Origin of the sequence: Comamonas resistens (genome assembly GCF_030064165.1) — a bacterium.
Classification (GTDB): domain Bacteria; phylum Pseudomonadota; class Gammaproteobacteria; order Burkholderiales; family Burkholderiaceae_C; genus Comamonas; species Comamonas resistens.
In genome coordinates this window covers 3,639,903-3,662,729 of sequence record NZ_CP125947.1, presented here as the reverse complement: position 1 = coordinate 3,662,729, position 22,827 = coordinate 3,639,903, and the positions used below count along the sequence as shown (strand labels likewise).

Here is a 22,827-nt window from a genome sequence, read left to right as displayed (position 1 = left end):
ACTGGTTCCTGTGCCGGCTTGAGATCGCTATGGACGGAAAATAGCATGTGCCGCTTGAACAATACGTTTGTCTTCCCTGCAGCACTTAGGGAAGGTCTGCACGAATTACTTGGAAGTGAGCTACGCCCGTCCGTGAGATAAAGCCTGCCTCAGCAAGGCGCCCAAACGTTGTCCAGGCGCCTCCAGGGGGATGCAATTCCCCGATTTCGTGGGCATTACGCCCCTTGCACGCGCACCTGTGCCATGGCTTTCAGCTTGTGCCTGGCCATCCACAGGTTGGACAGGGCAAACAGCGTCACGATCTGCGCCGTGTTTTTCTTCAAACCACGGTAGCGCACCTTCACATATCCAAACTGCTGCTTGAGCACCCTGAAGGGGTGTTCCACCTTGGCCCGGATGCGCGCCTTGGTGCGCTCCAGCTGGTCGATCAGATCATCAAGAGGCTTGTCTTTGTCCAGCGCCCGGCGCAGGCCTGGGCGCATGGCCACGTGCCAGCACACGGCTTGCCTGGCATCGGGGCGCTTGTCCGCCCCTTGGTAGCCCGCATCACCAAAGGCATCTGTCTCCTGCCCGTGCAGCAGGCTGTTGGCTTCGACGATGTCGCTGACGTTGCCAGCCGTGCCCCGCACTGTGTGCACCAGGCCCGAGTCGGCATCCACCCCGATGTGGGCCTTCATGCCAAAGTACCACTGGTTGCCCTTCTTGCTCTGGTGCATCTCGGGGTCACGCTCGCCACTTTGGTTCTTGGTGGAACTGGGGGCCGCAATCAGCGTGGCATCCACCACGGTGCCCGCCTTCAACTGCAAGCCCTTGGCTTGCCAGACCTGCGAAGTCACGAAACGCAGGCACATCATGCAGCGCTTCTTCCATTGCAGGGTCGCTGAGCTTGAACCACTGCTGCATGAAGTGGATGCGCAGCAGCGTCTGCACCGCAAAGGGCTGCTGACCCCGCCGCCCACTCTCGGGGGCGTAGGGCGCTATCAGCGCTACCAGTTCAGCCCAAGGAACCACCAGCTCCATGGCGTCCAGGAATTCGCGCTTGCGGGTGCGCTTGACGGTGTTGCTCAGGCCCAGGCTGCTTTGCTTCATGTCTGTATTGTCTGGGCTTCAGGCCCTTGCAAGCACATCAGGCGTGGATTCGTGCAGAGGATCCTTAGACACTGGTGCCGTTCTGCTGGATTGTTTCCTGCGCATGGGCATGCAGCGATGACCGATTGAGGCTCGTGTCTGGATCTTCAGAATCTCTCCGACGATGGCTTTCTCGCGCCGGTCTCCGACAAGCGGCGTCTTTGCTCGCAGACAAGCGGCTGCAGATCCCAAACAGGCGTACCGCACACGCCGCTTAACGCACCTGGAACGAGATATGTTTGCCGTCGCCGATCGAAGACAGGCAGCCATGTGTGATCTTTCAACGCGGCGTGTTTTAGCCGTTGCAGGCGATGACAGCGCAGTGACCGTGCGGCGACCATTCAGCGCTTTTTCCTTCGGGCCGACGCGCTTTTTTCTGCAGCGCTCGGTGCCGATGCCTTGCCCCCAACTGGGGCGCTGTGCTTGGCACTGCTCGATACCGTTGCCCGGCTGGGCAGACGCAGAAACCCTTGCGAACCAGTAGCATTTCATCCAGGGCATCTAGTCTATACGTCCATCGCTGATTGAATGGGCGTCCCCGGCCAGGAAACATGGCCGGTCGCGCTGTCGTGCTTCGCATCGAGCCGCCTGCGGCGTCTCGCCCCTTCGGGCTTCCATCGTTCCCTCGCTCCGCTCGGCTGACGCCTACGGCCCGGCTTCCAGCTTCGGGCCTGCGCGCTTCGCTTGCGTGCGGTCTGCACATCGCGGCGGCCGTTGCCATGTCCAGCCGTCTCTCCTGACTCCATCACCTTGCTCGCGACTGTAGCCCGTGGCCGCGTGCCATCAAGGCGCGCCAGGCCGTGTCCTCGGCTGCGCCTGCGGGCCGCACCTACCTGACGCTTTTCTCCTTGACGGCCCACGTCCGTGGGCTCCTGACCGTCGCGGGCGATGAACTCAGGAAAGACGGTGGCATCAGGGCCAACCGGGTTCCTCGTGCCAACCGCACCGAACAGCCGAAAGGCTGGGCTCCGAATCTAGGAATCCGGTGTGCGGTTTGAACAGCAAACCCTTTTCGTCAGGAGAAAGACCATGCTTGCATCCCGTTTCGCTTCCCGTTCCCCGGTACTGCGCAGCGATTCCCCGCTGTCCGATGACCAGATTCACCGTGTAGCGCCATCCATCTTTGCGGACGCACCCCACGAAAGCCGTTCCCAGCGTTACGCCTATATCCCCACCGCCACGGTGCTGACCGAACTGCGCAAGGAAGGGTTTCAGCCCTTCATGGTGACGCAGACCCGCACCCGCCACGAAGACCGGCGCGACTACACCAAGCACATGATCCGGCTGCGCCATGCCAGCCAGATCAACGCCCGAAGCGAAGCCAACGAAATCATCCTGCTGAACTCGCACGATGGCACCAGCAGCTACCAGATGCTGGCCGGAATGTTCCGTTTCGTGTGCAGCAATGGGCTGGTGTGCGGCGATACCGTGGCCGATGTGCGCGTGCCGCATAAGGGCGACGTGGCCGGACAAGTGATCGAAGGTGCCTATCAGGTGCTGCACGGTTTTGACCGTGCGCTGGAATCCCGTGAATCCATGCAGGCCATCACGCTGGACGAAGGCGAGGCCGAGGTGTTCGCCCGCGCCGCGCTGTCGCTCAAGTACGACGACCCGGACAAGCCCGCACCCATCACCGAATCGCAAATCCTGATGCCGCGCCGGTTCGACGACCGCCGCCCGGACTTGTGGATGACCTTCAACCGCGTACAGGAAAACCTGACCAAAGGTGGTTTGTCTGGACGCAGCGCCAACGGACGCCGCCAGCAGACCCGCCCGGTGCAGGGCATTGATTCCGATGTGCGCCTGAATCGCGCCCTGTGGCTGTTGGCTGATGGCCTGCGCCAGTTGAAAGCCTGATTTCCCTGCGCGGCAGGGGCTGGCAGCAACCCTTGCCGCGTTATTCGCTGCTGCATTCCATCATCGCAAGGAGTTTTCACCATGAACGCTATCAACCACACCGAAGCCCAAGCCATCCACGCCGCAGCCAGCGCCGCGCCTGCCGTGCTGCTGGAAGCCGCCGACCCGAGCAAGAATCTGATTCTGGTGCCGCTGTCGCGGCTGGTGTCGCGCCCCACGGGCCGCAACGTGCGCAAGACCCCGCGCATGTCGATTTCTGAACTCGCCGCCAGCATCCAGCGTGTCGGCCTGTTGCAAAACCTGATCGTGACCGCGACCGCTGACGGTGAGCGTTACGAAGTCGTGGCCGGAGGCCGTCGCCTTGCCGCCCTCAAGTTGCTGGCGAAGAAGCACCGCATCAGCAAGGAATGGGAGGTGCCTTGCCTGTTGGTGGCCGATGGCACTGCCCGCACCGCCAGCCTGACCGAGAACGTGCAGCGTGAAGCCATGCACCCCGCCGACCAGTTCGAGGCATTTGCCGCGCTGGTGGCCGAAGGCCGCCCCATCGAGGACATTGCCGCCGATTTCAGCGTCACGCCGCTGGTGGTGCAGCGTCGCCTGAAACTCGCCAACGTGTCGCCGCGCCTGCTGGCCGACTATCGAGCCGACGCCGTGAGCCTTGACCAGTTGATGGCACTTGCCATCACCGACGACCACACCGCACAGGAAGCCGCGTTCTACAATGCGCCGACATGGCAGCGCAGCCCGCACAACCTGCGCGACCGCCTGACGGAGCGCGAGATTGATGCCCACCGGCATCCGCTGGTGCGCTTCGTTGGGCTGAATGCTTACGAGGCCGCAGGCGGTGGCACCCGCCGCGATCTGTTCGCGGAAGCCGATAGTGGCGTGTATCTGACCGATGCCACGTTGCTGGAACGGCTGGCGCAGGACAAGCTGGCCAGCCTTGCCGCCGAGGTGAAGGCCGAAGGCTGGGCATGGGTGGATGCCACCCCCGGCGCGACCCATGCCGACCTGCAAGCCTTCCAGCGCGCCCCGAGGCAGCGCCGCAGCCCGAACAAGCGCGAAGCCCAACGCATCGAGAAGCTGCAAACCAAGATGCAGGCGCTGGCCGAGGCCGTGGATGCCGCCCTGGACGCCGAGGACGAAGAAAAGGCCGACGCCTTGCAGGAGGAAGGCGAACGCCTGGGCGAGCAGTTGCAGGCGCTGGAAGATGGTTTGCTGGACTATGCGGCCAACGTGAAGGCCGCAGCCGGTGCCATCGTCACCATCGACCGCGACGGGCAGGCCGTGATTCATCGCGGGCTGCTGCGCGAAGCGGAAGCCAAGGCGCTGCGCACGCTGGAACGGCTGCGGCAGGGTTTCGCCAGCGAAGGCGAAGCCGACAACGACGACGAAGGCGAGGACGACGACCCGCCCAAGACCGCCGCCATGTCTGACCGTCTGGCGCAGCGGTTGAGTGCTCACCGTACCGCCGCGCTGCAAATCGAAGTCGCCCGGCATCCGCAGGTGGCGTTGGCCGCACTGGTGCATGGCATGGTGCAGACCGTCTTGCAGGAAAGCTACTACGGCCATGATCTGCCGCTGGGTGTGAGCCTGAAACAGCAAGACCGGCTCGAAAGCCTTGCCCCGGACGTGTCGGAATCGCCTGCCGCCGTGGCGCTGCGCACCTTGCAGGAAGTCGCGGGCGAAGCCTTGCCGGAGGACAGCGCCGAACTGTTCGCCGCGCTGCTGGCGAAATCGCAGGATGAACTGGTGCGGCTGCTGGCCGTGTGCGTGGCTTCCACGGTGGACGTGGTGACACCCCGCGCCACGCCGCACCAGCCGGGCGCGGAACTGGCGCAGGCCGTGGGGCTGGACATGGCGGCATGGTGGCAGCCGACCGCAGACGGCTATTTCCAGCGTGTGCCGAAGGCCGCGATTCTGGAAGCCGTCGGCGCGTTCGCACCCTCGCACGTCACCCGGCTGGCGAAGTTGAAGAAAGGCGACATCGCCAGCGAAGCCGAACGGCTGGCCGATGGCACCGGATGGATGCCCGCCATCTTCCGCGCCGAAGGCCCGCAGCAGGACGCGGCGGCGGTGGAAGCCGAACAGCCGGAGGAAGTCCCCGCCGTGGCGGATGAACAGCCGCAGGCCGAGGCACTGGCCGCGTGACCTTGCACCACAGATAGCGCCCCGGTTCCGGCCGGGGCGCTTCATGCCAAGGATTCCCCCCATGAGCCACGACACCACGAACCGCCCCCGCATGGCCGCGACCTACGCCCCCGGCACGGTACGCGCCCGCCGCTGGCATGGCGATGGCGATGTGCGCGGCTACCGCCCGCCTCGCGGCTGGACTGCCAGCGCCGATCTGACAGACCTGCATCCCATCACGGGCCGCGCCTTGCCGCGTGCCGTGTGGTGGATTGTCGAGACGAAGGAATAGCCCCTCATTCGTGCCAGCCCCAAGCCGTTCTGCCCTGGGGCTGGTGGTCAAAAATCCGGGCGCGGCGGCGGCCGCGCCCGGTTTCAAGGCCCAAAGCCAACCCGCCACGCCGCCGCCTTCAATCAGACGGTGGCGTGGCGGAAGATCATCACCCGGCCGCCAATGCGGCCAAGTGAGTAGTAAAGCCGCCAGCGTCACTGGCAGCATTCACATGGTCGAAATAGTCGTACCAGCCGCTCGCCTTTATGCCAGCCAGCAGCGCGTTTCTGGCTTGGATGTCAGGGAAGCGCCAGATACCCAAAAAACGGTGTTCGCTGGCGCGGTCGATACGCTTATCCGTTTCGCCCAAGGCCAACACTTCAACGCCCAGGCTGGACAGTTCGCCCATTGCAGCCTGAATGCCATCCAGAAATCGCTGACGGTTTTCGACTGGCAATGCCCGCCATGCGGCATTGGGCGTATAGAGTTCGACGAGATAGTGCGACATGGCAGAGTGCTCCTTCATTTCAGGTTGCGCAGGGCGCGCTGGCAGATGCGATGGGTGGCGGCGGTGGGATGGCCTTGCAGCCATTGCGCGCATAGCTCGCGCACCCAATCGGGGCGATCCTTGCCAGCGTCATTGAGCCAGTTGGCCACCGAATCCTGCACATAGACGGATAGGTCGGCGCGCAACGGCGAGAGAACCGGCAGCGCCCGTTCCGGTTGCTGTTTGAACGCCGCAATGTGGGCACACCACACGCCGCGCGGCCGCAAGGCTTCGCTGGCGAAGCGGCGCAAACGTTCGGAGGGTTCGGTTGTCCACTTCGTCAAATGCGCGATGGCATCGTCCAGATCCTCAGCCAAATGAGGGCGAATGGCCATCCAGGCCCATTCGCGCACGCCGAAATGTGCGTCATCGGCCAAGGGGCGAATGGCGGCCAGCCGGCGCGGCAGCGATAGCCCGGCTTGGGAGCCAATCATGAAGCAGGCCCAGCCGCGCACGGTGTCCGAGGCATGGCCTTGGCATTGCGTGATGCCATCGTTGCCCAATTCTTCCAGCAGTGCGGCCCCGATGCCGGCCATGCGTTTGAGAATGCCAAACTGGCAGGCGGCATCCGTGCGCTGCACGGTGTGACGGGACAGTTGCGGGAACACCGTGCGCAGAAGCCGAGCCTGATCGAGCGCCAGTCCTTCGGCCAATGTGGCGCTTTGCAATTCGCCGTGCGACAGGGCATGCAGCACGTCTGCAGGGATGTCGGCGGCGCGGGTGGCACCTTTGCGTTGAGTCGCCGCGTTCATTGGCGTGTCCGCTTGCAGGACGTACCGACGTTGCCCGCTACCTTGTCAAGCAGACCGGCCAGTTGCTCGCGCTCAGAGGCGGACAGATTGCCGAACAAGCCAGCGATCCAACGACCATGCTGGTCGAAGACCTTCCTGGCGACCTGTTTACCTTTGCGGGTTAGCCGGATGCGCAGGGCGCGGCGGTCGCTGGCGTCGGCGCGGCGCTCGATCAGGGCTTCGCGCTCCAGGCCATCGAGCAGGCCCGTCACGGTAGCGCGGGTGACGCCTGCCTGTTCGGCCAACGCATTGGGGGCCAGCCCTTCGCTGGCCGCATCGAGTAGAAAGAGCAGTACGAAGCGGCCTTCGGAGAGACCATGTGGGGCCAGCAGCGCCGCGCAATCGCGGTCGATCTTTGATGCTAGAGACAGGGTTTGGAAACACAGGCGGATGCCTGCCACGTCGGGGAGTTGCCGCCGCTGCGCTTCCTGTAGCAGTGCCTGGTACTTCTGTTCCAAAACCATGATTGTCGCCACCATATAGTATGGTGGCTAATTATATATGTTGGAAGTCGTACAGGGTGTGTCGGCGCTACGCGCCGCCGGGCTTTCGGGCTACGCCCCATGCCGCCAATGGCGCCATGTCCATTCGGCTTCAATCCCTCACGCCTTCGCGCCTGCGCTTGCGGTGAAGTGAGCGTCCCGCCGCCTGGGCAGGGATTGTGGGCCTACGCCCCGGCTTGCTGCCGCAGGTTGCACGAAAGCGTGCCGTCCTCGACGCTGGCAGTTCGTCGCCTGTACGTCACGAAGGACGGTTCACCGACACGCCGCCGGGCCTTGCAATGGAGCTTCCACGCCACGCCTCGGGCAAGACGCCGCCTGCTACGTCAGGGACGCTTTCACTTTGTCGTTGGGCGTTGTCCTTGCCCGTGCCAGGACGCAAGCCGGTGAAGCCGTCACGCGGGGAGCCGAGTCGGCCATGTTCCTTTCGGAGCGGGTCGGCCCAAGGCGTCCTGTCTGTTTGTGAATCCTGGCGGTGGCCGGGCTTGCTGCAACCTTCCAGCGAAAACAATTTCCCCTGCGCTACGCGCATTCCTCGCGGGACAAATTGTTTCCGCTTCCAGGCGCTCCACTACGTTGCGCCCGCAAGCGGTGCAGCCAGCCCGTCCCCCGCCGGTCGGATCACAACAGGACGCGATGGGCGCGAACCCTGTTCAACCGAAAGGAAATTCATCATGGCAAACATCGGCACCTTCACCGCAGAGAAAGACGGCTTCACCGGCACGCTTCGCACCCTGACCCTCAACGTCAAGGTCAAGCTGGTTGCCAACGCCAAGGGCGAGAACGAAAGCGCCCCCGACTTCCGCCTTCAGGCGGCCGGCCACGACATCGGCGCGGCGTGGAAGAAGACCAGCGAAGCCGGACGGCCCTACTTGTCCGTATCCCTGGACGATCCTTCGTTCCCGGCGACGGTCTATGCCCGCCTGATCGAGAACGAGGACGGCACGCACGACCTGATCTGGTCGCGCAGCAAGCCCAAGGCGGCCTGACGGTCGCCCACCGCGCCCCGTCCCTTGCGGCGGGGCGCGATGCTGCTGATCGCAGCGCCGCACGCACATGGTTTCGGCGGTTGTCTCATGCCCTGCATGTCCAGGGCCGGCATCGCATCGGTGATGGTCGAATGGCTCGAAGCCCGTGGCAGCAAAAACAGCATCATGGCGTGTCGGCGCGATGCGCCGCCGGGCTTTCGGGCTGCGCCCCGTGCCGCCAATGGCGTCATGTCCATCCGGCTTCAATCCCTCACGCCTTCGCACCTGCAGCGCTGCGCGCTCCGCTTGCTTCCGCGGGAACAGCTGGGTTATGGCGCTGCCCTTCTAATTGTTGATTCGATGTATGGCCTGAGATTCTGCATAAATAGGCGAATCCATTCGTCTTTCAATTCAGGGGGTACTTCTTCCGCCGACGGGGCCAAGCCCAGTGCTTTCAACGCACCCTCCCTGGCCTTCGATATCGCCAGCGTTCTGACTCGATCATCGTTAAGGTCCTGAACAAGATTACCAGTATGCTGAAAAGCCTCAAGGTACATCTTTGGTGGCTCGCTCGCTATTTTTGGCAAGTCATCCAAGCGGCCCACAAGGCTGAAATCAATGGCTAAATCCAGCATTTTCCCCTCGACGGGATCAATGGCATAGGTCTCTTGAAAATCCGGGCCACTGTACTCATCAGCGATAAGAATAAGGAGCCTTGCAAAATTGAAGAGTTCTACATATCCGAGGATTCGTCCTTCCTGTGGCTGACCAACCACGGAAACACAGTGGAAAAGGTGATTCTGTGGTCGGTTCTCAACCAGATCAGCATCGAAGAAGAAGTAACAGGGGCTTGGGGCATCCAGGCTCGGATCTAATAGGTAAGCCAGTGCCCGAACGCAGTTGCTCGTTTCAATATGGTCAACCTCAGACAAGAGGGCCAGGCACGACTTGACCATAGACCTTCCCGCTGCCGGGCCACCGTAGCGGAAATTCATGCAGAGCGGTTCGTCCAAGTAGCTGTCTACTTGTTCAGAGTGGGTAGTGGCGTTCTTGAAATCGAATTCTGGGTGATCGACAGCAATCTTTTTGAGCAAGTTCTTTATGGTTCTTGGATCATTTGCGCGAATGGCAACTTCTATCCTGTTGCCTGACTCTTCGGTAGATATATCGTGCCCATCGGGTACCAATACAGAGTCAGCCCTAAGCCTTAGCTTTTCTCCCGATGCTGTTTCCACTTTGAAGTCTGGGTGTGTGCCGCCTCGACCGCGTTTGACTCCGGCTGCACTCGAAAACCAGAGAAACTGTCTTGCGAGTTCAGCCTCCCATGCGTCGCCTCGTGTGCTATTGCAACTCCTACAGATGAAATCGTGGACTTCCTTGCGCCCACCTATTGCACTGGGAATGATGTGCTCACCCGTTCGGTGATTGCCCTCCAATGGGTTGGAGCAAAGCCAACATTTTTTCATGAACACTCCCGATCAAAAAGCAGCGCTTCGGCGGCTACGACTTGACTACTCCCAGTAACTCTTCTGTCCTCCTCATCAGCACGGCCGAGCTGCATTCAAGCGCGCCAGCGATCTTGATGATGAGCGACAGCGTAGGTTGGTGCTCGCCGCGTTCGACTTTGCCCATATGGGAACGCTCGACGCCGGCCAGGTTGGCCAGCGTTTCCTGGGCGATGCCGCGTTCCGTGCGCAGCGCACGCACCGCCGCGCCGAAGGCCTGGGCCAGCTCGGCGTCGAAGGTGGTGGAGCCGGCCGGTCGGCCGCGCTGGACGGTTCGCTTCTGCATAGACAGAAGCGTCGATTCGCAGCACAATTAAAACCACGTTATATTTAACTCATTCATCCAATCTCACCTGTTTTTGTGCCTTTACTGAAATCCGCATCGGCGGCTTTCTTCAAAAGCGGAGAGCCTGATCCGTGTCTTTCCTGACATACGTGCATGTGCCTTCGTGCCTCTACGTCTCTGCGGATACGTGGGATTGCACATTGGTGCTTTCGTTGGAATGCGTGAAAGCGCCTCTGCTGCTCCGCAAGTCCGTGGACGTACAGCCATGACCACGCTCATCACCACCGACGAGCGCATGTGCCTGCTGGCCAACGGCCACGCCCGCGCCGCCGGGCAGGACACCGATCCGATGCCTGTGGTGCGCCTGTTTACGCCAGATGCGCATGCCACTTGGCTGTTGGCTTCGCTCGACCCAGCCGATGACGATACTGCCCACGGCCTGATCGACTTGGGGATTGGCATGCCTGCACTGGGAACGGTGAAGCTGTCCGACCTGGCATCCATCGTCGGGCCGCGCCAACAGCCCGTGATGCGGGATCGCTACTTTCAGCCGGTGCGGCGGCTGTCGGAATACCTGCGCCTGGCCGAAGACAACGGCTCGATCACCGATTGAGCGCCACCGCCAAGCGGGGCGCACTGTGTCTATTTCGGTCTGGTCTGTGACCCGTTCGGTCTGAATCGGCAGTGTTGCACCGAAGCGGTGCGTGCCAGATCGAAACGGTCATGATGCCTGGCGCGGGCTGTGGCAAGCTGACCGACGCGGCATGCCATTGGAGAGCGTTGCCGCCGTCGCACTCGGACGATTTCAGCAACGCATCGGAGTTCATCGGTCTTGACACTGCCAGTTTACGCTTCACCCATGACGTTTTGACGATGGCCTCGTAGCACGCCGTTTCGCCGTGGCGACGCACCCCCAGCACAGGGAGGTTGCCGTATGGCTGATCGCAGTGCCGAGCCGTGGTATGCCACGGCGGCCTATCTCTACGTTCTGCACCTGGATGGCCCGGCGCTGGCCTGGGAGTACCTGCGCCGTCATCCAGACTATCGGCACGATTGGCTGCGCCATCGTCGCCAACCGGATGCCGCCGGGCATTGGGGGCTGCGCCTGCTGGAAGATCCCACGCTGGATGCGCGGGACGCGCACCCGGCCTGGTTCCCCGATCACGATGCCGTGGTGCAGCTCTACCCGGATGCCGATCCACCGCCTGATGCCCTGTGCTTTGAGTTCTGGAAGCTGCCGGGCCACAAACACCTGATCCATGACGGCAAGCGCCTGGTGCTGGTGGCGCGCTGGCCCGGCTGCTGCCTGCGCTTCGTGCTCGCACCAGGCTTGGCTGATGGCATGGCTTACGCCTATGCCATCCGAGCCTGCGCCGCGCCTTGCGAGCGCTATGCGGCCCTGGCGAGCGAATTGAACAAGATCGCCGCCGCCGGTGCCGTACCTGCGGCGACCGTCCGGCCACGTCCGCCGCTGTCTGCATTGCTGGAACTGCACACGCTGCAGGCGCTGGACGCAACCCTGGCGGGTGCGTCATTGCGGGAGGTGGCCGAAGGGCTGTTTGGTGTGGATGCTGTTGCCGCCGACTGGCACGCCGACAGCGCTCTGCGCGCCCGCGTGCGGCGGCTGGTGCGCCGTGGCGATGGGCTGATGCGCGGCGGTTATCGCCGTCTGGCAAAGCTTCCGGTTGTCACTTCGCATGAGGGGGGACGTTTCGCATCCGCAGCAGAACGTCCCTGAGCAAGAGCCTCAAGTTTCTTGAGACTGCCTCTATCCGGCTGCGCTGTGTGGCCGGGCTTGATGGAGGTACATCCCATGCGACCCGCTCCCTTGCGGCCTGCCACCGCTCCCGTTGCCACACCCGCACAACCCCAACGCTATCTCACCAACGATGAGGCTGCCGACTACCTGCGCCTGTCACCGCGCACGCTGGAGAAACAGCGCGTCATCGGTGGTGGCCCGAAGTTTCGCAAGTTCGGTCGCCGCGTCATGTACGCGGTGGTCGACCTCGATGCCTGGGCGGAAACGCGCAGCTTCGAGACCACTTCCGATCCTGAATATGCCGAGCACCACTCGGCTGACAGCCGTGCGCGCTGATCGGCGCATCGCCGGTGGCCACCGCCATGTCCCGCCCACCAGGGCACGCCTTGCCGCAGCGCGAACAGCTCGACCTGTTCCGCGCTCTGCCGGGCGAGGACATGGCACCGCGCGATGCCCAGGACTTGATGGCCTATCCGTTCTTCTCGCTGGCGAAGTCGCGGCGCACCGCGCCGATCGACTTTCGCAGCGGCAACATCACCATTCGCGTGGAAGGCACGCAGGAGCATGGCATTGCCACGATCTGGGATGCCGACATCCTGATTTGGGCGGCAAGCCAGATCGTCGAAGCCAAGGACGCGGGCATCCAGCCGTCCCGGCGGATGCAGGCCACGCCCTACGAGATCCTGCGCTTCATCGGGCGCGGCAAGTCGCTGCGCGACTACCAGCGTCTCAAGGCCGCGCTGGATCGGCTGCAATCGACCACGGTAGCCACGTCCATCCGCGAAACCACGGGAAGACGGCTACACCGCTTCTCGTGGATCAACGAATGGAAGGAACTGGCCGATGCCAGAGGCACGCCACTGGGCATCGAGTTGATCCTGCCGGACTGGTTCTATGCCGGCGTGTTGGACGCTGCTCTGGTGCTGACCATCGACCCGGCGTACTTCCGGCTCACGGGCGGCATCGAGCGCTGGCTGTACCGCCTGGTGCGCAAGCATGGCGGCAGGCAGGAATACGGCTGGCAGTTCGACTTCCGGCATCTGCACCGCAAGTCGGGCAGCAGCACGCGGTTTTCGGATTTCGCCTACGACCTGCGGGCGCTGGTCGCCCGGCAATCGCTGCCGGGATACGAGCTGGGCATCGTGCGGATTCCCGAGGACGACATGGAATTGCTGACCTTCCGGCCCGTGCCGCAGACGGCACGGGGATAACAGCGGGACAAGCTGTGGATGGGGTCGTGCTATCAGGAGTAAGAGGTGTCGTGCTATCAGGAGTACGCCTATCGTGCTATCAGGAGTACGAAAACGCCGGAAAGCCAGTAACGGCGCGGGTTTGCGATCCCTCTAACATTACTAACTTAAATTCTCTAACTATTGATAGAGAAACCGCCTTGCGGTGGACAACTGCCACAGGTCGAAAAACCAGTCAGCAAAAACTCCAAAAGCCATCCCGCTCGGTACGGCAAAAACAGGCCGGTCTTCCAAGCTGGAGGGCCGCGCCATGATCGTCGCCTTGCTCAACCAGAAAGGCGGCGTCGGCAAGACCACGCTCGCCACGCACATCGCGGGAGAACTGGCCTTGCGCGGCTTGCACGTCGTCCTGCTGGATGCCGACCCGCAGGGTTCATCACTGGACTGGACGCAACGCAGAAGCCAGCAGGGCTTGCCCCGGCTGTTCGGCGCTGTGGGCCTGGCGCGAGAAACACTGCACCAGGAAGCCCCAGAACTCGCCAGGCGGGCCGATCACGTCATCATCGACGGGCCACCCAGGATCGCCGCCTTGGCGCGCTCTGCGCTGCTGGCGGCCGAACGGGTGCTGATACCGGTACAACCCAGCCCCTATGACCTGTGGGCCAGCGCCGAGATGGTGGCGCTGATCCGTGAGGCCCAGGTGTTCCGGCCTGCGCTACGCGCGGCCTTCGTCATCAACCGGCGCGTCAGCACCACGGTAATCGGGCGCGAAGCACGGCAAGCCTTGACCGAACAGCCGTTGCCAGCGCTACGCAGCGAGGTGCGCCAGCGCATCGTCTTTGCCGACAGCGTGGCTGCGGGTCGATTGGCGCGGGAGACCGCCCCCGATAGCGCAGCGGCGCAGGAAATCACCGCGTTGGTCGATGAACTGCTGCGGTGGCCGTCATGAGCACCGGCGGCAATCCACCCAACGGCAAACGCCCAGCCAAGCGGGTTGGCATCGGTGCGCGTCCGCCCGCTAATCCACACGCCGAGGCGTGGATTCGCCAGGGCGACGCGGATGCGCTCAACAAGGGCGACCTCTACACCGCTCGCCTGACCCTCGACATCACGCCTGCCATGCGGGCACGCATCAAGGTGTCGGCCTTCACGCAAGGCGTGACCGTGGCCGACTTGCTGCGCGGTTTGCTGGAGCGCGAGTTTCCAGAACACCGCAGGGAGAACACGCCATGACCACATCCGTATTGTCTGCTGCCGCACCTGCCGCCATCGCGGTCACGGCTGCGCACGCTGCACCTTGCAGCCAGCCTAGCAGCGCGCCGCTGACGCGCGTCGCGCTGGCTTACATCGAACCGCGCGTCAAGCTCTACCTGCGCTTCGGCGAACCGGCGCGCACGCTTCAGCTCGACCGCTGGCGGCGCTGCGCCATGTTCATGCCGGGTGCAATGCTCTGCCGCGTTCGTTGGCAGGCCAACGACTACGGCACGATCCGCTGGCAGCTCATGGTGATGCAGGCTGCTACACCGCTTGATGCCACGCAGCGCATCCCCGGCGTGCAGCCAGGCGCGTGCCTGCTGCTGCATGCCGAAGGTGACGCCAATGTGCGCGCCGTGCTGGAACGCATCGACGGCATCGAGGCGCTGGGCATCGCTGCCATCGACGTGTCGCCCGCGTACTGGCGCACGCTCGCCAACCGGCTCGCCGCGCATTTGCCGCTGCCCGGATACACCGCCGAGCGGCACGCCGCCTGGCTGGCCGGGAGGGCACTGCCATGACGGCCCATCCCACCGCCGCACGCACACCCAAAGCCGCACCGCATCCTCGCTCGCGCCTGCGCGCTCGCCTCGTGCTGGCGGGCTTCGTCGCCGTCGGCCTCGCTGCGCTGGCCTGGGCGGCTTTCGTGCAGCCGCTGCCGCGCCTGATCTACAACCCGTCCGACAGCGTTCCGGTCGGCTGGTATCGCGTCGATCCGCAGCGCCACGACACCGGCTTGCTGCCACGCCCCTTGTCCGTGGGCAGCGTCGTCCTGACCACATTGCCGCCAGATGTTGCCGCGCTCGCTGCGCAGCGCGGCTACCTGCCCGTACACGTTCCGCTGCTCAAACGTGTGGGCGCGGTCGCGCCGCAACACGTCTGCATCATCGCCGGTCAGGTACGCATCGACGGCGTGCCGGTGGCCGCTGCTCGGCCTGCCGACCGGCTGGGCTGGCCGTTGCCATCCTTGCAGCTTTGCCGTCACCTTGAGGCGGGCGAAATGTTCCTGTTGAGCGTGACCAATCCGGCGTCGTTTGACAGCCGCTATTTCGGCCCGGTCAGCGCATCCGCCGTGATCGGCGTCGCGCATCCGGTCTGGCTGGAGTCGCGCCCATGATGGCCGACTCACTGCACGTTGTCGTGCATCTTTTCGTGCCATCGGGCGTGTCGTTCCGGCTGTTGCTGCCGTGTCGTCGCGCGTGCAGTGCGGGTGCCAATCCTACGCATTGGGCACCGTACTTCGCGCCGCCTTCGGCGCAGCCGTCCAGCGTGCAGGCGTCTTGCCTCGAACGCGCTTGGCCTGCGGCCATTGGCGCGTTTGCCGGCGGGCTGGCTGCGGGTGCAGCAACGCCGCCGGGCCGACTATGCCCGGAGCGGGAGCGAAGGGCAAAGGCGGAAGGCAAGACAAAAGGGTTCGGCACGCAGCCGAACGCAAAGCCAGTCTGCACATGGGGGGAACGCAGCACGGAGCGGCTTCGCCGCCGTGCCGCGTTCGGCGCGCGGGTCGCGCCAATGCAGGCATGTCCGCGTGCTTCGCACGACAGGACACGCCAGAGCTTGCAGGGAGCGCAGCCATGAGCAACCGCCGCGATGACGATTTCCGCGTGCGTCCCAGCGCCCCGAAGAACCGGGGCAAGGGCCAGGGGCAGAGCTTCGTTTCCAAGGTGCTCAAGCAGGCGGGCAAGGCCAGCGGCGGCAAGTCCTCGATGCGCCATTCCGCAGCCGGTGGCAGCGGCACACGCGCAGGCCAGCGGCCCGGCTCGCGCTTGGGGCGCGGCCACACGGCGGCACGCTTCGTGGGCGCGAAGCTGACGCCCATGTCGCGGCGCGTGACTATCAAGACCTTGCTGGTCAATCAGCGCAACGCCAGCCCGCAGTCGCTCGCCAAGCACCTGCGCTACATCGAGCGCGACGGCGCGGGGCGCGATGGCGAACCTGGGCGGGCCTATGGGCCGCAGACCGACGACGCCGACCTCGACGCCTTCAAGGAGCGGGCCGACGACGACCGGCACCATTTCCGCTTCATCGTCTCCCCGGAGGACGGCGCCGAGTTGGACGACCTGCGCACCTATACCCGGCATCTGGTGAATCGGATGGAAGCCGACCTGGGCACGCGCCTGGATTGGGTGGCGGTCGATCACTGGAACACCGACAACCCGCACACCCACCTGATCGTGCGCGGACGCGACGACACCGGCAAAGATCTCATCATCGCGGGCGACTACATCGCCCACGGTTTCCGCCATCGAGCCGCCGAACTGGCGACAGAATGGCTGGGGCCGCGCACCGAACTGGAGATCCAGCAGACCTTGCAACGCGAGGTGGAGCAAGAGCGGTGGACGAGCCTCGACCGCACGCTGCAGCGCGAGGCCGATGACGACGGCCGGGTGCAGATCGAACGCTTCAACGAACCTTGGCTGCAACGCCAGCGCCTGCTGCTGATCGGCCGGCTGCAACGCTTGCAGCGCCTGGGCCTAGCCGACGAGGTGCAGCCCGGCACCTGGGCCATCCATGCGGATGCCGAGAAGACCTTGCGCGCCCTGGGCGAGCGCGGCGACATCATCCGCACCATACAGCAGGCAATGAGCGGCCAATCGCGCGAGCTGGCGGTGTTCGAGCCGGGCCAGAATGCAGATGAAAGCGGCCGCACCATCGTCGGCCGGGTGGCCGCCAAGGGGCTGGCCGACGAGTTGCACGACCGCGGCTATCTGGTCATCGACGGCGTGGATGGCAAGGCCCACTACGTCGCGCTGAACGCCCGCGAGGAGTTGGCGAACTACCCGACCGGCGCGGTGGTAGAGGTACGCGGTTCCGCCGAGGTGCGCGCAGCCGACAAGAACATCGCCGCGCTGGCGAGCGATGGCCTGTACCGCGCCGACCACCACCTTGCCATCGAACAAGGCCGGGCCAAGGCAGAACGCGACCCGCAGGAAGTCGTTGCGGCCCACGTCCGCCGACTGGAAGCCCTGCGCCGGGCTGGCATCGTGGAACGCGTGGCCGACGGACTATGGAAGGTGCCAGACAACCTGGCCGAGCGTGGCCGCCAGTACGACGCACAGCGGCTGGGCGGCGTGGCTGTGGAGCTGAAATCGCATCTACCCATCGAGCGGCAGGCCCGCGTGATCGGGGCTACCTGGCTCGACCAGCAACTGATTGGCGGCGGCCGTGGGCTGGGCGATCTGGGCTTTGGCGGTGAGGTGAAGAACGCTCTGCAACAGCGCGCCGTTTTCCTGGCCGAACAAGGGCTGGCTGAGCGGCGGGGGCAGCGTGTGATCCTCGCCCGGAACCTGCTGGGCACGCTGCGCAATCGGGAACTGGCGCAGGCAGCGAAGGGCATTGCCGCCGACACCGGACTGGCGCATCGCCCCGTCACAGACGGGCAGCGCGTGGCTGGCATCTACCGACGCTCGGTCATGCTCGCAAGCGGTCGCTACGCGATGCTAGATGACGGCTTGGGATTCAGCTTGGTGCCGTGGCGGCCCGTGATCGAGCAACGGCTGGGGCAGCAACTCGCTGCGACAGTGCGCAGCGGTGGAGTGTCGTGGGAAATTGGAAGGCAGCGGACGGTATTGGTTTAAGCGAGATTGATCTCAGCACCATTTTCACACGCTGTAGTGGATACGAGTTGCTGCTATCAGGTATCGCCTGCGTTCATGACTTGCTCAAAAAGAACCTCTACCGCCTGTGCTGCGGGCCTTTCACTGGCGAACAATATGCGATACATCAGTGGAGCGACTACGATACGAATGATCAAGTCTGCTGTGACTGGACTTTCCCCTCTAGCTAGGGCTCGTTCGCGGATCGCTTCGATCTGCTGGCGCACGAAGCTGTCGCATTTGCCCGCACCAGCATGGCCCTCTGTTCCCAACACGTCGCGGAGCATTGCTCTACCAGGGGAAGAAGACATCTCGTCGAAATATTGCAATAACCACGCGAGCAAATCGCTGCGAAAGCTGCCTGTATCTGTTGGCGGCTGCTCAGGCTGCAATTGCTCGACGGCAACATCTGCCAGTAACTGCGCAAGATCTCCCCAACGGCGGTAGATGGTGGAAGGCGTCACACCCGCGCGGCTGGCGATGGCCGGCACGGTTAAACCGTCTCGTCCTTGTTCTTGTTGCAAAGCACGTACTGCTTGGTGCACGGCGGCCTGGATACGGGCGCTGCGCCCGCCAGGGCGGGGGGCGGATTTGTCGTTCATGAGTTCCTTTTGGGCTAGATAAATTTTTCTTAGCCACTAAAGCTAAATATTTGCGTTAGTGTTCAGGGTGATGTATGATCTCAAAAGCTAATATTTTGCATTTGAAGAGAAGTCATGTCTACCACTCATAATTTTTCACAGGGGCAGTGTCCTTTGCACCATGAGCGGCATCGTCAGCAGTCTTCACTCTGGCCTGTCGCGCTGCACAGCAGCACGTTGATTGCTTTCCTGGCGGCATCGAGTGTGCCTACGCCGTTGTACCGGCTATATCAGCAGCAATGGGGGTTCAGCTCCACCTTGCTGGCGGTAGTCTTTGCCGCCTACGCGCTGGTACTGCTGTTGGCTCTCTTGGTGACTGGGCGGCTGTCAGACCATGTGGGACGCCGTCCGGTCATTTCCCTGGCCCTGGCATTGCAGCTCGTTTCGATGGTCTGCTTTCTTTGTGCCGATGGAGTGCACTGGCTAATTGCTGCACGTGTCGTGCAAGGCTTTGCAACAGGTATGGCAACGGCCGCCGTTGGCGCAGCTTTGCTTGACCTAAGCCGTGAGCGCGGCACTTTGATCAACAGCATCGCACCAATGGTAGGCATGGCTGCAGGCGCACTGGGCAGTACTGCGTTGATGGTGTACGTCCCCTGGCCGCTGCACACGGTGTATGGCGTGCTGCTAGGCATTTTTCTGGCACTACTGGGTTTGATTTGGTTCATGCCTGAGACGACGGAGCGCCGCCCTGGTGCTTGGGCCAGCCTCAAACCGCGCATTACCGTGCCATCGCAAGCACGAAAGGCATTGCTGTCTGTCACGTTTGCGAATGTGGCGGTATGGATGCTAGGTGGTTTTTACCTGTCACTTATGCCTTCTTTAATTATGACTGTCACGAAGGCGAACACGCCTTGGTTGGGCGGTTTTGTGGTTGCTGCCTTGACGCTGACGGGGGCCGTTGCGGTGCTGACCGCACGAAAACTGAGCACGTTTGCCACTCTCTTGTCGGGTGAGCTGGCGCTGATGCTGGGCCTGCTCATCATTCTGTTGGGGGCCAACCTAGGCCACGCCGCTTTATTGCTGGGCGGTTCGATCATCGCTGGCTTTGGCTTCGGTGCGAGTTTCTTGGGCGCGGTGCGCAGCGTCCTTCCCTTGGCGCAGCCGCACGAGCGTGCGGGTTTGATGGGGGTGTTCTACATCGAAAGCTATCTGGCCAATAGCTTACCCACGATAGCCATCGGCTATTTGGCCCAGCGCACTGGGCTGCTGGTGGCTGTCAATGTCTATGGCTTGGTGATTGCGGTATTGGCCGGATCGGCCATTGCCTTACTGTGCATGCAGGCACGTAATCATCAAGAAGGGGAAAAAGCATGACTGAAAACACCACTCTGTTATCCGTAGAAAACACCTTGGCTCTCGCATCCAGTCTTGGTTTGCCGCTGGCCCCAGAACGCGCCGCATTGATTGCGAGTGTGCTGCACCATGTCCACACCGTGATTGCGAGGTTGGACGAATTGCCTATCGAAATGTCGAGCTCTCCGACGTTCGCTTTTGATGCCACACGGGGGAACACGTCATGCTGAATTCCTTGAACCTGACACTGGCACAAGCCAGCGCAGCCGTCATGGCCAAAGAACTATCGCCCGTGGAACTGGTCAACGCTGCGCTGGAACGCGTTGCTGCGCGAGAGCCAGAAGTCAATGCGTTTGTGTCGGTGTGGGAAGAATCTGCACGCCAGCAAGCACTGAAAGCCGAACGCGACATTGCACAAGGCATTCATCATGGGCCGCTGCACGGTATCCCTGTGGCATTAAAAGACCTGTTCGATGTGGCGGGCAAACCTACCAGTGCCAGCTCCCGCGTGCGAGCAGGGCACCGTGCCACTCAAAACAGCGCCGTGACGGACGCGTTGTTGCGCGGCGGAGCCATTTTGATCGGCAAGACCCATACCCATGAATTCGCTTTCGGTCTGACCACGCCGCAGACACGCAATCCTCTCGATCCGCAGCGCACACCAGGTGGCTCCAGTGGAGGATCGGCTGCTGCGGTGGCCTATGGAGGTGCTTGGGCCGCGATGGGGACAGATACTGGTGGCTCCATCCGGGTGCCTGCGGCCCTGTGTGGGTTGGTTGGCTTCAAGCCCAGCTATGGCCTGGTATCGCGTCATGGCGTGGTGCCGCTGGCTTGGTCGCTTGACCATGTCGGACCAATTGCACGCACTGTGGAAGATGTCAGTCTGATGTTCCAGGCGATAGCAGGTTTTGACGCCCGCGATCCTGCCAGCCGTGCAACTCCTGTCTCCCTTCTCTCCCATCCATTGCTTGCGAATGCGAATGTGGATGGCTTGCGTGTCGGCATTCCCAAAAACTACTACTCCGACCGAGTTGCAGAGCCAGTGGCAAATGCTGTGCGGCAAGCGGCAGTGTATCTGCGCCAGAGGGGAGCTACGCTAGTGGAGGTGGATATTCCCTTGGCCGACTACCTCATCCCGACGCAATGGGGGTTAATGGTGGCCGAGTCAGCCTCCGTGCATGCGCGGAATATACGCCGGGATGCAACGCTATATGGGGAGGATGTGCGCACTCTGCTGGAGACTGGGCAATTGCTGCCCGCAACTGACTACCTGAAAGCGCAACGCGCCCGTCAGTTCATCACAGCGCATTGGCAAACATTGTTTGCGCAGATCGACATTGTTTTGGCCCCCACCGTGCCGCAGACCGCTGCCCTTGTTACTGAGGAAAACTTCGTTTGGCCAGATGGCAGCCATGAGAGTGTGGCTGAAGCCTATGTACGCTTTTGCGCACCCGCCAATGTTACGGGGCTGCCCGCGCTGACCGTGCCTTACGGAAAAGATCCGCAAGGTATGCCTGTGGGTGTACAGATCCTTGGCAAAGGATTGGATGATGCCACCGTGCTACGCGTAGGACGAGTTATTGAAGAAGGCCAGTCCCTGTTTCATCCATCCGATGAAACCACTAACGAACACGCGGCTTCATGATGCTTTCGAAGGTAAAAGGGGTATGGAACTTCGCCATCTTCGTTGCTTTCTCGCTGTGGCTGAAGAACTTCACTTCGCAAGGGCAGCCGCGCGGCTACACATTGAGCAGTCGCCACTGTCCCGCACCATCAAGGAGCTGGAAGAAGACCTGGGCGAACAGTTGTTCATCCGCACCAGCCGCAGCACACGGCTGACACGGGCGGGCAAACTGTTTCTTGAGCATGTGCCGCGCATCTTCACGGCCTTGCAGCAAGCCCGTGACAGCGTGCAGGCAGCGGCCAACGGCTTTCATGGACAATTGCGCATTGCCCTGTCCGACGGCATCACACCGACGCGTCTGCCGGCCTTATTGGCGTTGTGCAGGCAGGAGGAGCCCGAAGTAGATATCCGTCTGTTCGAGGTGCCGCTGTCACAGCAGATCAAGGGGCTGCATGATGATCTCTACGACGTGGGTTTCGCGCAGTCCGATGAAGTAGGCGAAGGCATTGCAGCCCACGCGGTGTGGAATGATCCGCTGATGGTGGCGGTGCCAGCGCGCCACCCTTTGCTAAAACACAAGCGCATTCCCCTGGAAGAAATAATGCGCTACCCCCTCGTGCTGTGCGATCCGCTCGCGTGCGAAGGACATGCGCGCCAGGTGGAGCGGGTGCTGCGCCGCTCGGACATGGAGCCGCTAATTGCCGAGCGCGTGGCCTCGTGCGATTTGATGATGGCATTGGTGTCGGCGGGCTTCGCGCTGGGCCTGACTGGCGCACCCCACATCGAGGCCAGCCGCGAACCGGGTGTGGTCGCGCGTCCCTTGGCGGGCCGTTCCCCGGTGCTGACGACCTATGTGCTGCATCGCGAGGGCGAGTCTTCGGAAGTGCTTTCCCGATTCATCGAAAGAGTGCAGACCATCGACTTGCCCGAAGGCGCGAGGCCCGCGCAACCACCTGAACCCGATTCCACGGAGGACATCGAGCCATGAAGCGACTTACCCTTTTGTTACTGGTTGCTGTACTCACCGCCTGCGGCCCGTCCGAGCCGCCGAAACCGGCAGCTAATGTGCCGACCGTGGACGAACTGGCCGCCGATCCCGAACGTTTGAAGGAACTGCGCCGCCGGTGCAAGACCGAGCGCCAAACGATGGGCGACGTGCTGTGCGACCGCGTGGCCGAGGCGACCAACAAGCGCTTCTTCGGCGACGGCAAGGTGCCTTACACACCATCGGAAACGCCGCCGAAGTTCTGACCGTTGGCGGCTTGCCGCATATCCTTTTTTCTTTCTCAACACGCCGCAGCGCGCTCATGCCTGCGGCGTTTTTATTGGCTTTTTCCCTGCATGAAACCATGCTTTTTGCATCACCTTGCTGCCGATAACGGTCTTTGACCGGCACTGAGCCGGCACCGATCCTGACGCCTGCGGCACGCCTTTGTGCCGCGTCTGATTGAGGAATCAGCGCAGGAGAAATCGGAGGTCAGGGT

Annotated in this window: 24 protein-coding genes and 2 pseudogenes; 18 read left to right on the top strand and 8 right to left on the bottom strand. The window is 62.9% G+C overall.

What is annotated here, in order from left to right:
* Positions 1–215 precede the first annotated feature (215 nt).
* A pseudogene (locus tag QMY55_RS17035) lies at positions 216–1,089 on the bottom strand (IS5 family transposase).
* A 1,068-nt stretch (positions 1,090–2,157) separates the two neighbouring features.
* Between QMY55_RS17035 and QMY55_RS17030 the strand changes: the two are divergent.
* From QMY55_RS17030 to QMY55_RS17020, 3 genes are all read left to right on the top strand, one after another.
* Complete coding sequence (locus QMY55_RS17030; protein WP_283485340.1) at positions 2,158–2,985, top strand: DUF932 domain-containing protein; 828 nt, start codon at positions 2,158–2,160, stop codon at positions 2,983–2,985.
* Between the two features lie 81 nt (positions 2,986–3,066).
* A complete protein-coding gene (locus QMY55_RS17025) occupies positions 3,067–5,136 on the top strand; it encodes a ParB/RepB/Spo0J family partition protein (RefSeq protein ID WP_283485339.1) in 2,070 nt (689 codons plus the stop codon).
* 61 nt (positions 5,137–5,197) lie between these two features.
* Entirely contained in the window at positions 5,198–5,407 is a 210-nt protein-coding gene (locus tag QMY55_RS17020; RefSeq protein WP_283485338.1) for a hypothetical protein, read from the top strand.
* 148 nt (positions 5,408–5,555) lie between these two features.
* Here the strand turns inward: QMY55_RS17020 and QMY55_RS17015 are convergent, their stop codons facing one another.
* Genes QMY55_RS17015 through QMY55_RS17005 form a run of 3 tightly spaced genes read right to left on the bottom strand, consistent with a single transcriptional unit; the run spans position 5,556 to position 7,188 of the window.
* Positions 5,556–5,894 (bottom strand): DUF6616 family protein, encoded by a 339-nt coding sequence (locus tag QMY55_RS17015; RefSeq protein WP_283485337.1) that lies wholly within the window; start codon positions 5,892–5,894, stop codon positions 5,556–5,558.
* A 14-nt stretch (positions 5,895–5,908) separates the two neighbouring features.
* The gene (locus QMY55_RS17010; RefSeq protein WP_283485336.1) at positions 5,909–6,685 is read right to left on the bottom strand and encodes a HEAT repeat domain-containing protein; all 777 of its coding nucleotides are present in this window, start codon (positions 6,683–6,685) and stop codon (positions 5,909–5,911) included.
* A complete protein-coding gene (locus QMY55_RS17005; RefSeq protein ID WP_283485335.1) occupies positions 6,682–7,188 on the bottom strand; it encodes a MarR family winged helix-turn-helix transcriptional regulator in 507 nt (168 codons plus the stop codon). The genes QMY55_RS17010 and QMY55_RS17005 overlap by 4 nt, the downstream gene beginning before the upstream one ends.
* Positions 7,189–7,898: 710 nt before the next feature.
* Between QMY55_RS17005 and QMY55_RS17000 the strand changes: the two genes are divergently transcribed.
* Positions 7,899–8,213 carry a DUF736 domain-containing protein gene (locus tag QMY55_RS17000; RefSeq protein ID WP_283485334.1) on the top strand — a complete coding sequence of 105 codons (315 nt, stop codon included), beginning with the start codon at positions 7,899–7,901 and terminating at the stop codon, positions 8,211–8,213.
* Positions 8,214–8,521: 308 nt separating this feature from the next.
* Here QMY55_RS17000 and QMY55_RS16995 read toward each other — a convergent pair whose 3' ends face one another.
* The 3 genes and pseudogenes from QMY55_RS16995 to QMY55_RS16985 all read right to left on the bottom strand — a co-directional run bounded on the left by QMY55_RS16995 (position 8,522) and on the right by QMY55_RS16985 (position 9,983).
* A complete protein-coding gene (locus QMY55_RS16995) occupies positions 8,522–9,427 on the bottom strand; it encodes an HNH endonuclease (RefSeq protein WP_283488997.1) in 906 nt (301 codons plus the stop codon).
* Positions 9,428–9,499: 72 nt separating this feature from the next.
* A pseudogene (locus QMY55_RS16990) lies at positions 9,500–9,658 on the bottom strand (HNH endonuclease); the annotation flags it as partial.
* 34 nt (positions 9,659–9,692) lie between these two features.
* The gene (locus tag QMY55_RS16985; RefSeq protein WP_283485333.1) at positions 9,693–9,983 is read right to left on the bottom strand and encodes a helix-turn-helix domain-containing protein; all 291 of its coding nucleotides are present in this window, start codon (positions 9,981–9,983) and stop codon (positions 9,693–9,695) included.
* A gap of 265 nt (positions 9,984–10,248) precedes the next feature.
* On the opposite strand from QMY55_RS16985, the gene QMY55_RS16980 reads away from it, so the two are divergent.
* From QMY55_RS16980 to QMY55_RS16940, 9 genes are all read left to right on the top strand, one after another.
* Entirely contained in the window at positions 10,249–10,596 is a 348-nt protein-coding gene (locus QMY55_RS16980) for a DUF2958 domain-containing protein (protein ID WP_283488996.1), read from the top strand.
* Between the two features lie 321 nt (positions 10,597–10,917).
* Positions 10,918–11,721, top strand: a complete 804-nt coding sequence (locus QMY55_RS16975) for a DUF2285 domain-containing protein (protein WP_283485332.1) — start codon at positions 10,918–10,920, stop codon at positions 11,719–11,721.
* A gap of 75 nt (positions 11,722–11,796) precedes the next feature.
* Complete coding sequence (locus QMY55_RS16970; protein ID WP_283485331.1) at positions 11,797–12,078, top strand: helix-turn-helix domain-containing protein; 282 nt, start codon at positions 11,797–11,799, stop codon at positions 12,076–12,078.
* Positions 12,079–12,104: 26 nt separating this feature from the next.
* Positions 12,105–12,953 carry a replication initiator protein A gene (locus tag QMY55_RS16965; protein WP_283485330.1) on the top strand — a complete coding sequence of 283 codons (849 nt, stop codon included), beginning with the start codon at positions 12,105–12,107 and terminating at the stop codon, positions 12,951–12,953.
* A gap of 289 nt (positions 12,954–13,242) precedes the next feature.
* Positions 13,243–13,881 carry a ParA family partition ATPase gene (gene parA, locus QMY55_RS16960; protein ID WP_283485329.1) on the top strand — a complete coding sequence of 213 codons (639 nt, stop codon included), beginning with the start codon at positions 13,243–13,245 and terminating at the stop codon, positions 13,879–13,881.
* Positions 13,878–14,165 (top strand): chromosome partitioning protein ParB, encoded by a 288-nt coding sequence (locus QMY55_RS16955; RefSeq protein ID WP_073646916.1) that lies wholly within the window; start codon positions 13,878–13,880, stop codon positions 14,163–14,165. The genes parA and QMY55_RS16955 overlap by 4 nt, the downstream gene beginning before the upstream one ends.
* Positions 14,162–14,707, top strand: a complete 546-nt coding sequence (locus tag QMY55_RS16950; protein WP_283485328.1) for a DUF2840 domain-containing protein — start codon at positions 14,162–14,164, stop codon at positions 14,705–14,707. Before QMY55_RS16955 ends, QMY55_RS16950 begins: the two co-directional genes overlap by 4 nt.
* The gene (locus QMY55_RS16945; RefSeq protein ID WP_283485327.1) at positions 14,704–15,303 is read left to right on the top strand and encodes a S26 family signal peptidase; all 600 of its coding nucleotides are present in this window, start codon (positions 14,704–14,706) and stop codon (positions 15,301–15,303) included. Before QMY55_RS16950 ends, QMY55_RS16945 begins: the two co-directional genes overlap by 4 nt.
* Before the next feature lie 457 nt (positions 15,304–15,760).
* Positions 15,761–17,764, top strand: coding sequence for a relaxase/mobilization nuclease and DUF3363 domain-containing protein (locus tag QMY55_RS16940; protein WP_283485326.1), 2,004 nt, complete (start codon positions 15,761–15,763; stop codon positions 17,762–17,764).
* 56 nt (positions 17,765–17,820) lie between these two features.
* Here the strand turns inward: QMY55_RS16940 and QMY55_RS16935 are convergent, their stop codons facing one another.
* Positions 17,821–18,384, bottom strand: coding sequence for a TetR/AcrR family transcriptional regulator (locus QMY55_RS16935; protein ID WP_283485325.1), 564 nt, complete (start codon positions 18,382–18,384; stop codon positions 17,821–17,823).
* 114 nt (positions 18,385–18,498) lie between these two features.
* Between QMY55_RS16935 and QMY55_RS16930 the strand changes: the two genes are divergently transcribed.
* From QMY55_RS16930 to QMY55_RS16910, 5 genes are read left to right on the top strand one after another with little or no spacing between them, the layout of a single operon-like run.
* Positions 18,499–19,740 (top strand): MFS transporter, encoded by a 1,242-nt coding sequence (locus QMY55_RS16930; RefSeq protein WP_283485324.1) that lies wholly within the window; start codon positions 18,499–18,501, stop codon positions 19,738–19,740.
* Positions 19,737–19,949, top strand: coding sequence for a hypothetical protein (locus tag QMY55_RS16925; protein WP_283485323.1), 213 nt, complete (start codon positions 19,737–19,739; stop codon positions 19,947–19,949). Before QMY55_RS16930 ends, QMY55_RS16925 begins: the two co-directional genes overlap by 4 nt.
* Complete coding sequence (locus QMY55_RS16920; protein ID WP_283485322.1) at positions 19,943–21,364, top strand: amidase; 1,422 nt, start codon at positions 19,943–19,945, stop codon at positions 21,362–21,364. Before QMY55_RS16925 ends, QMY55_RS16920 begins: the two co-directional genes overlap by 7 nt.
* A 22-nt stretch (positions 21,365–21,386) precedes the next feature.
* Positions 21,387–22,331: a LysR family transcriptional regulator gene (locus tag QMY55_RS16915; RefSeq protein WP_283485321.1), complete on the top strand. Its 945-nt coding sequence runs from the start codon at positions 21,387–21,389 to the stop codon at positions 22,329–22,331.
* Positions 22,328–22,594 carry an EexN family lipoprotein gene (locus QMY55_RS16910; RefSeq protein ID WP_283485320.1) on the top strand — a complete coding sequence of 89 codons (267 nt, stop codon included), beginning with the start codon at positions 22,328–22,330 and terminating at the stop codon, positions 22,592–22,594. Before QMY55_RS16915 ends, QMY55_RS16910 begins: the two co-directional genes overlap by 4 nt.
* Positions 22,595–22,827: the final 233 nt, after the last annotated feature.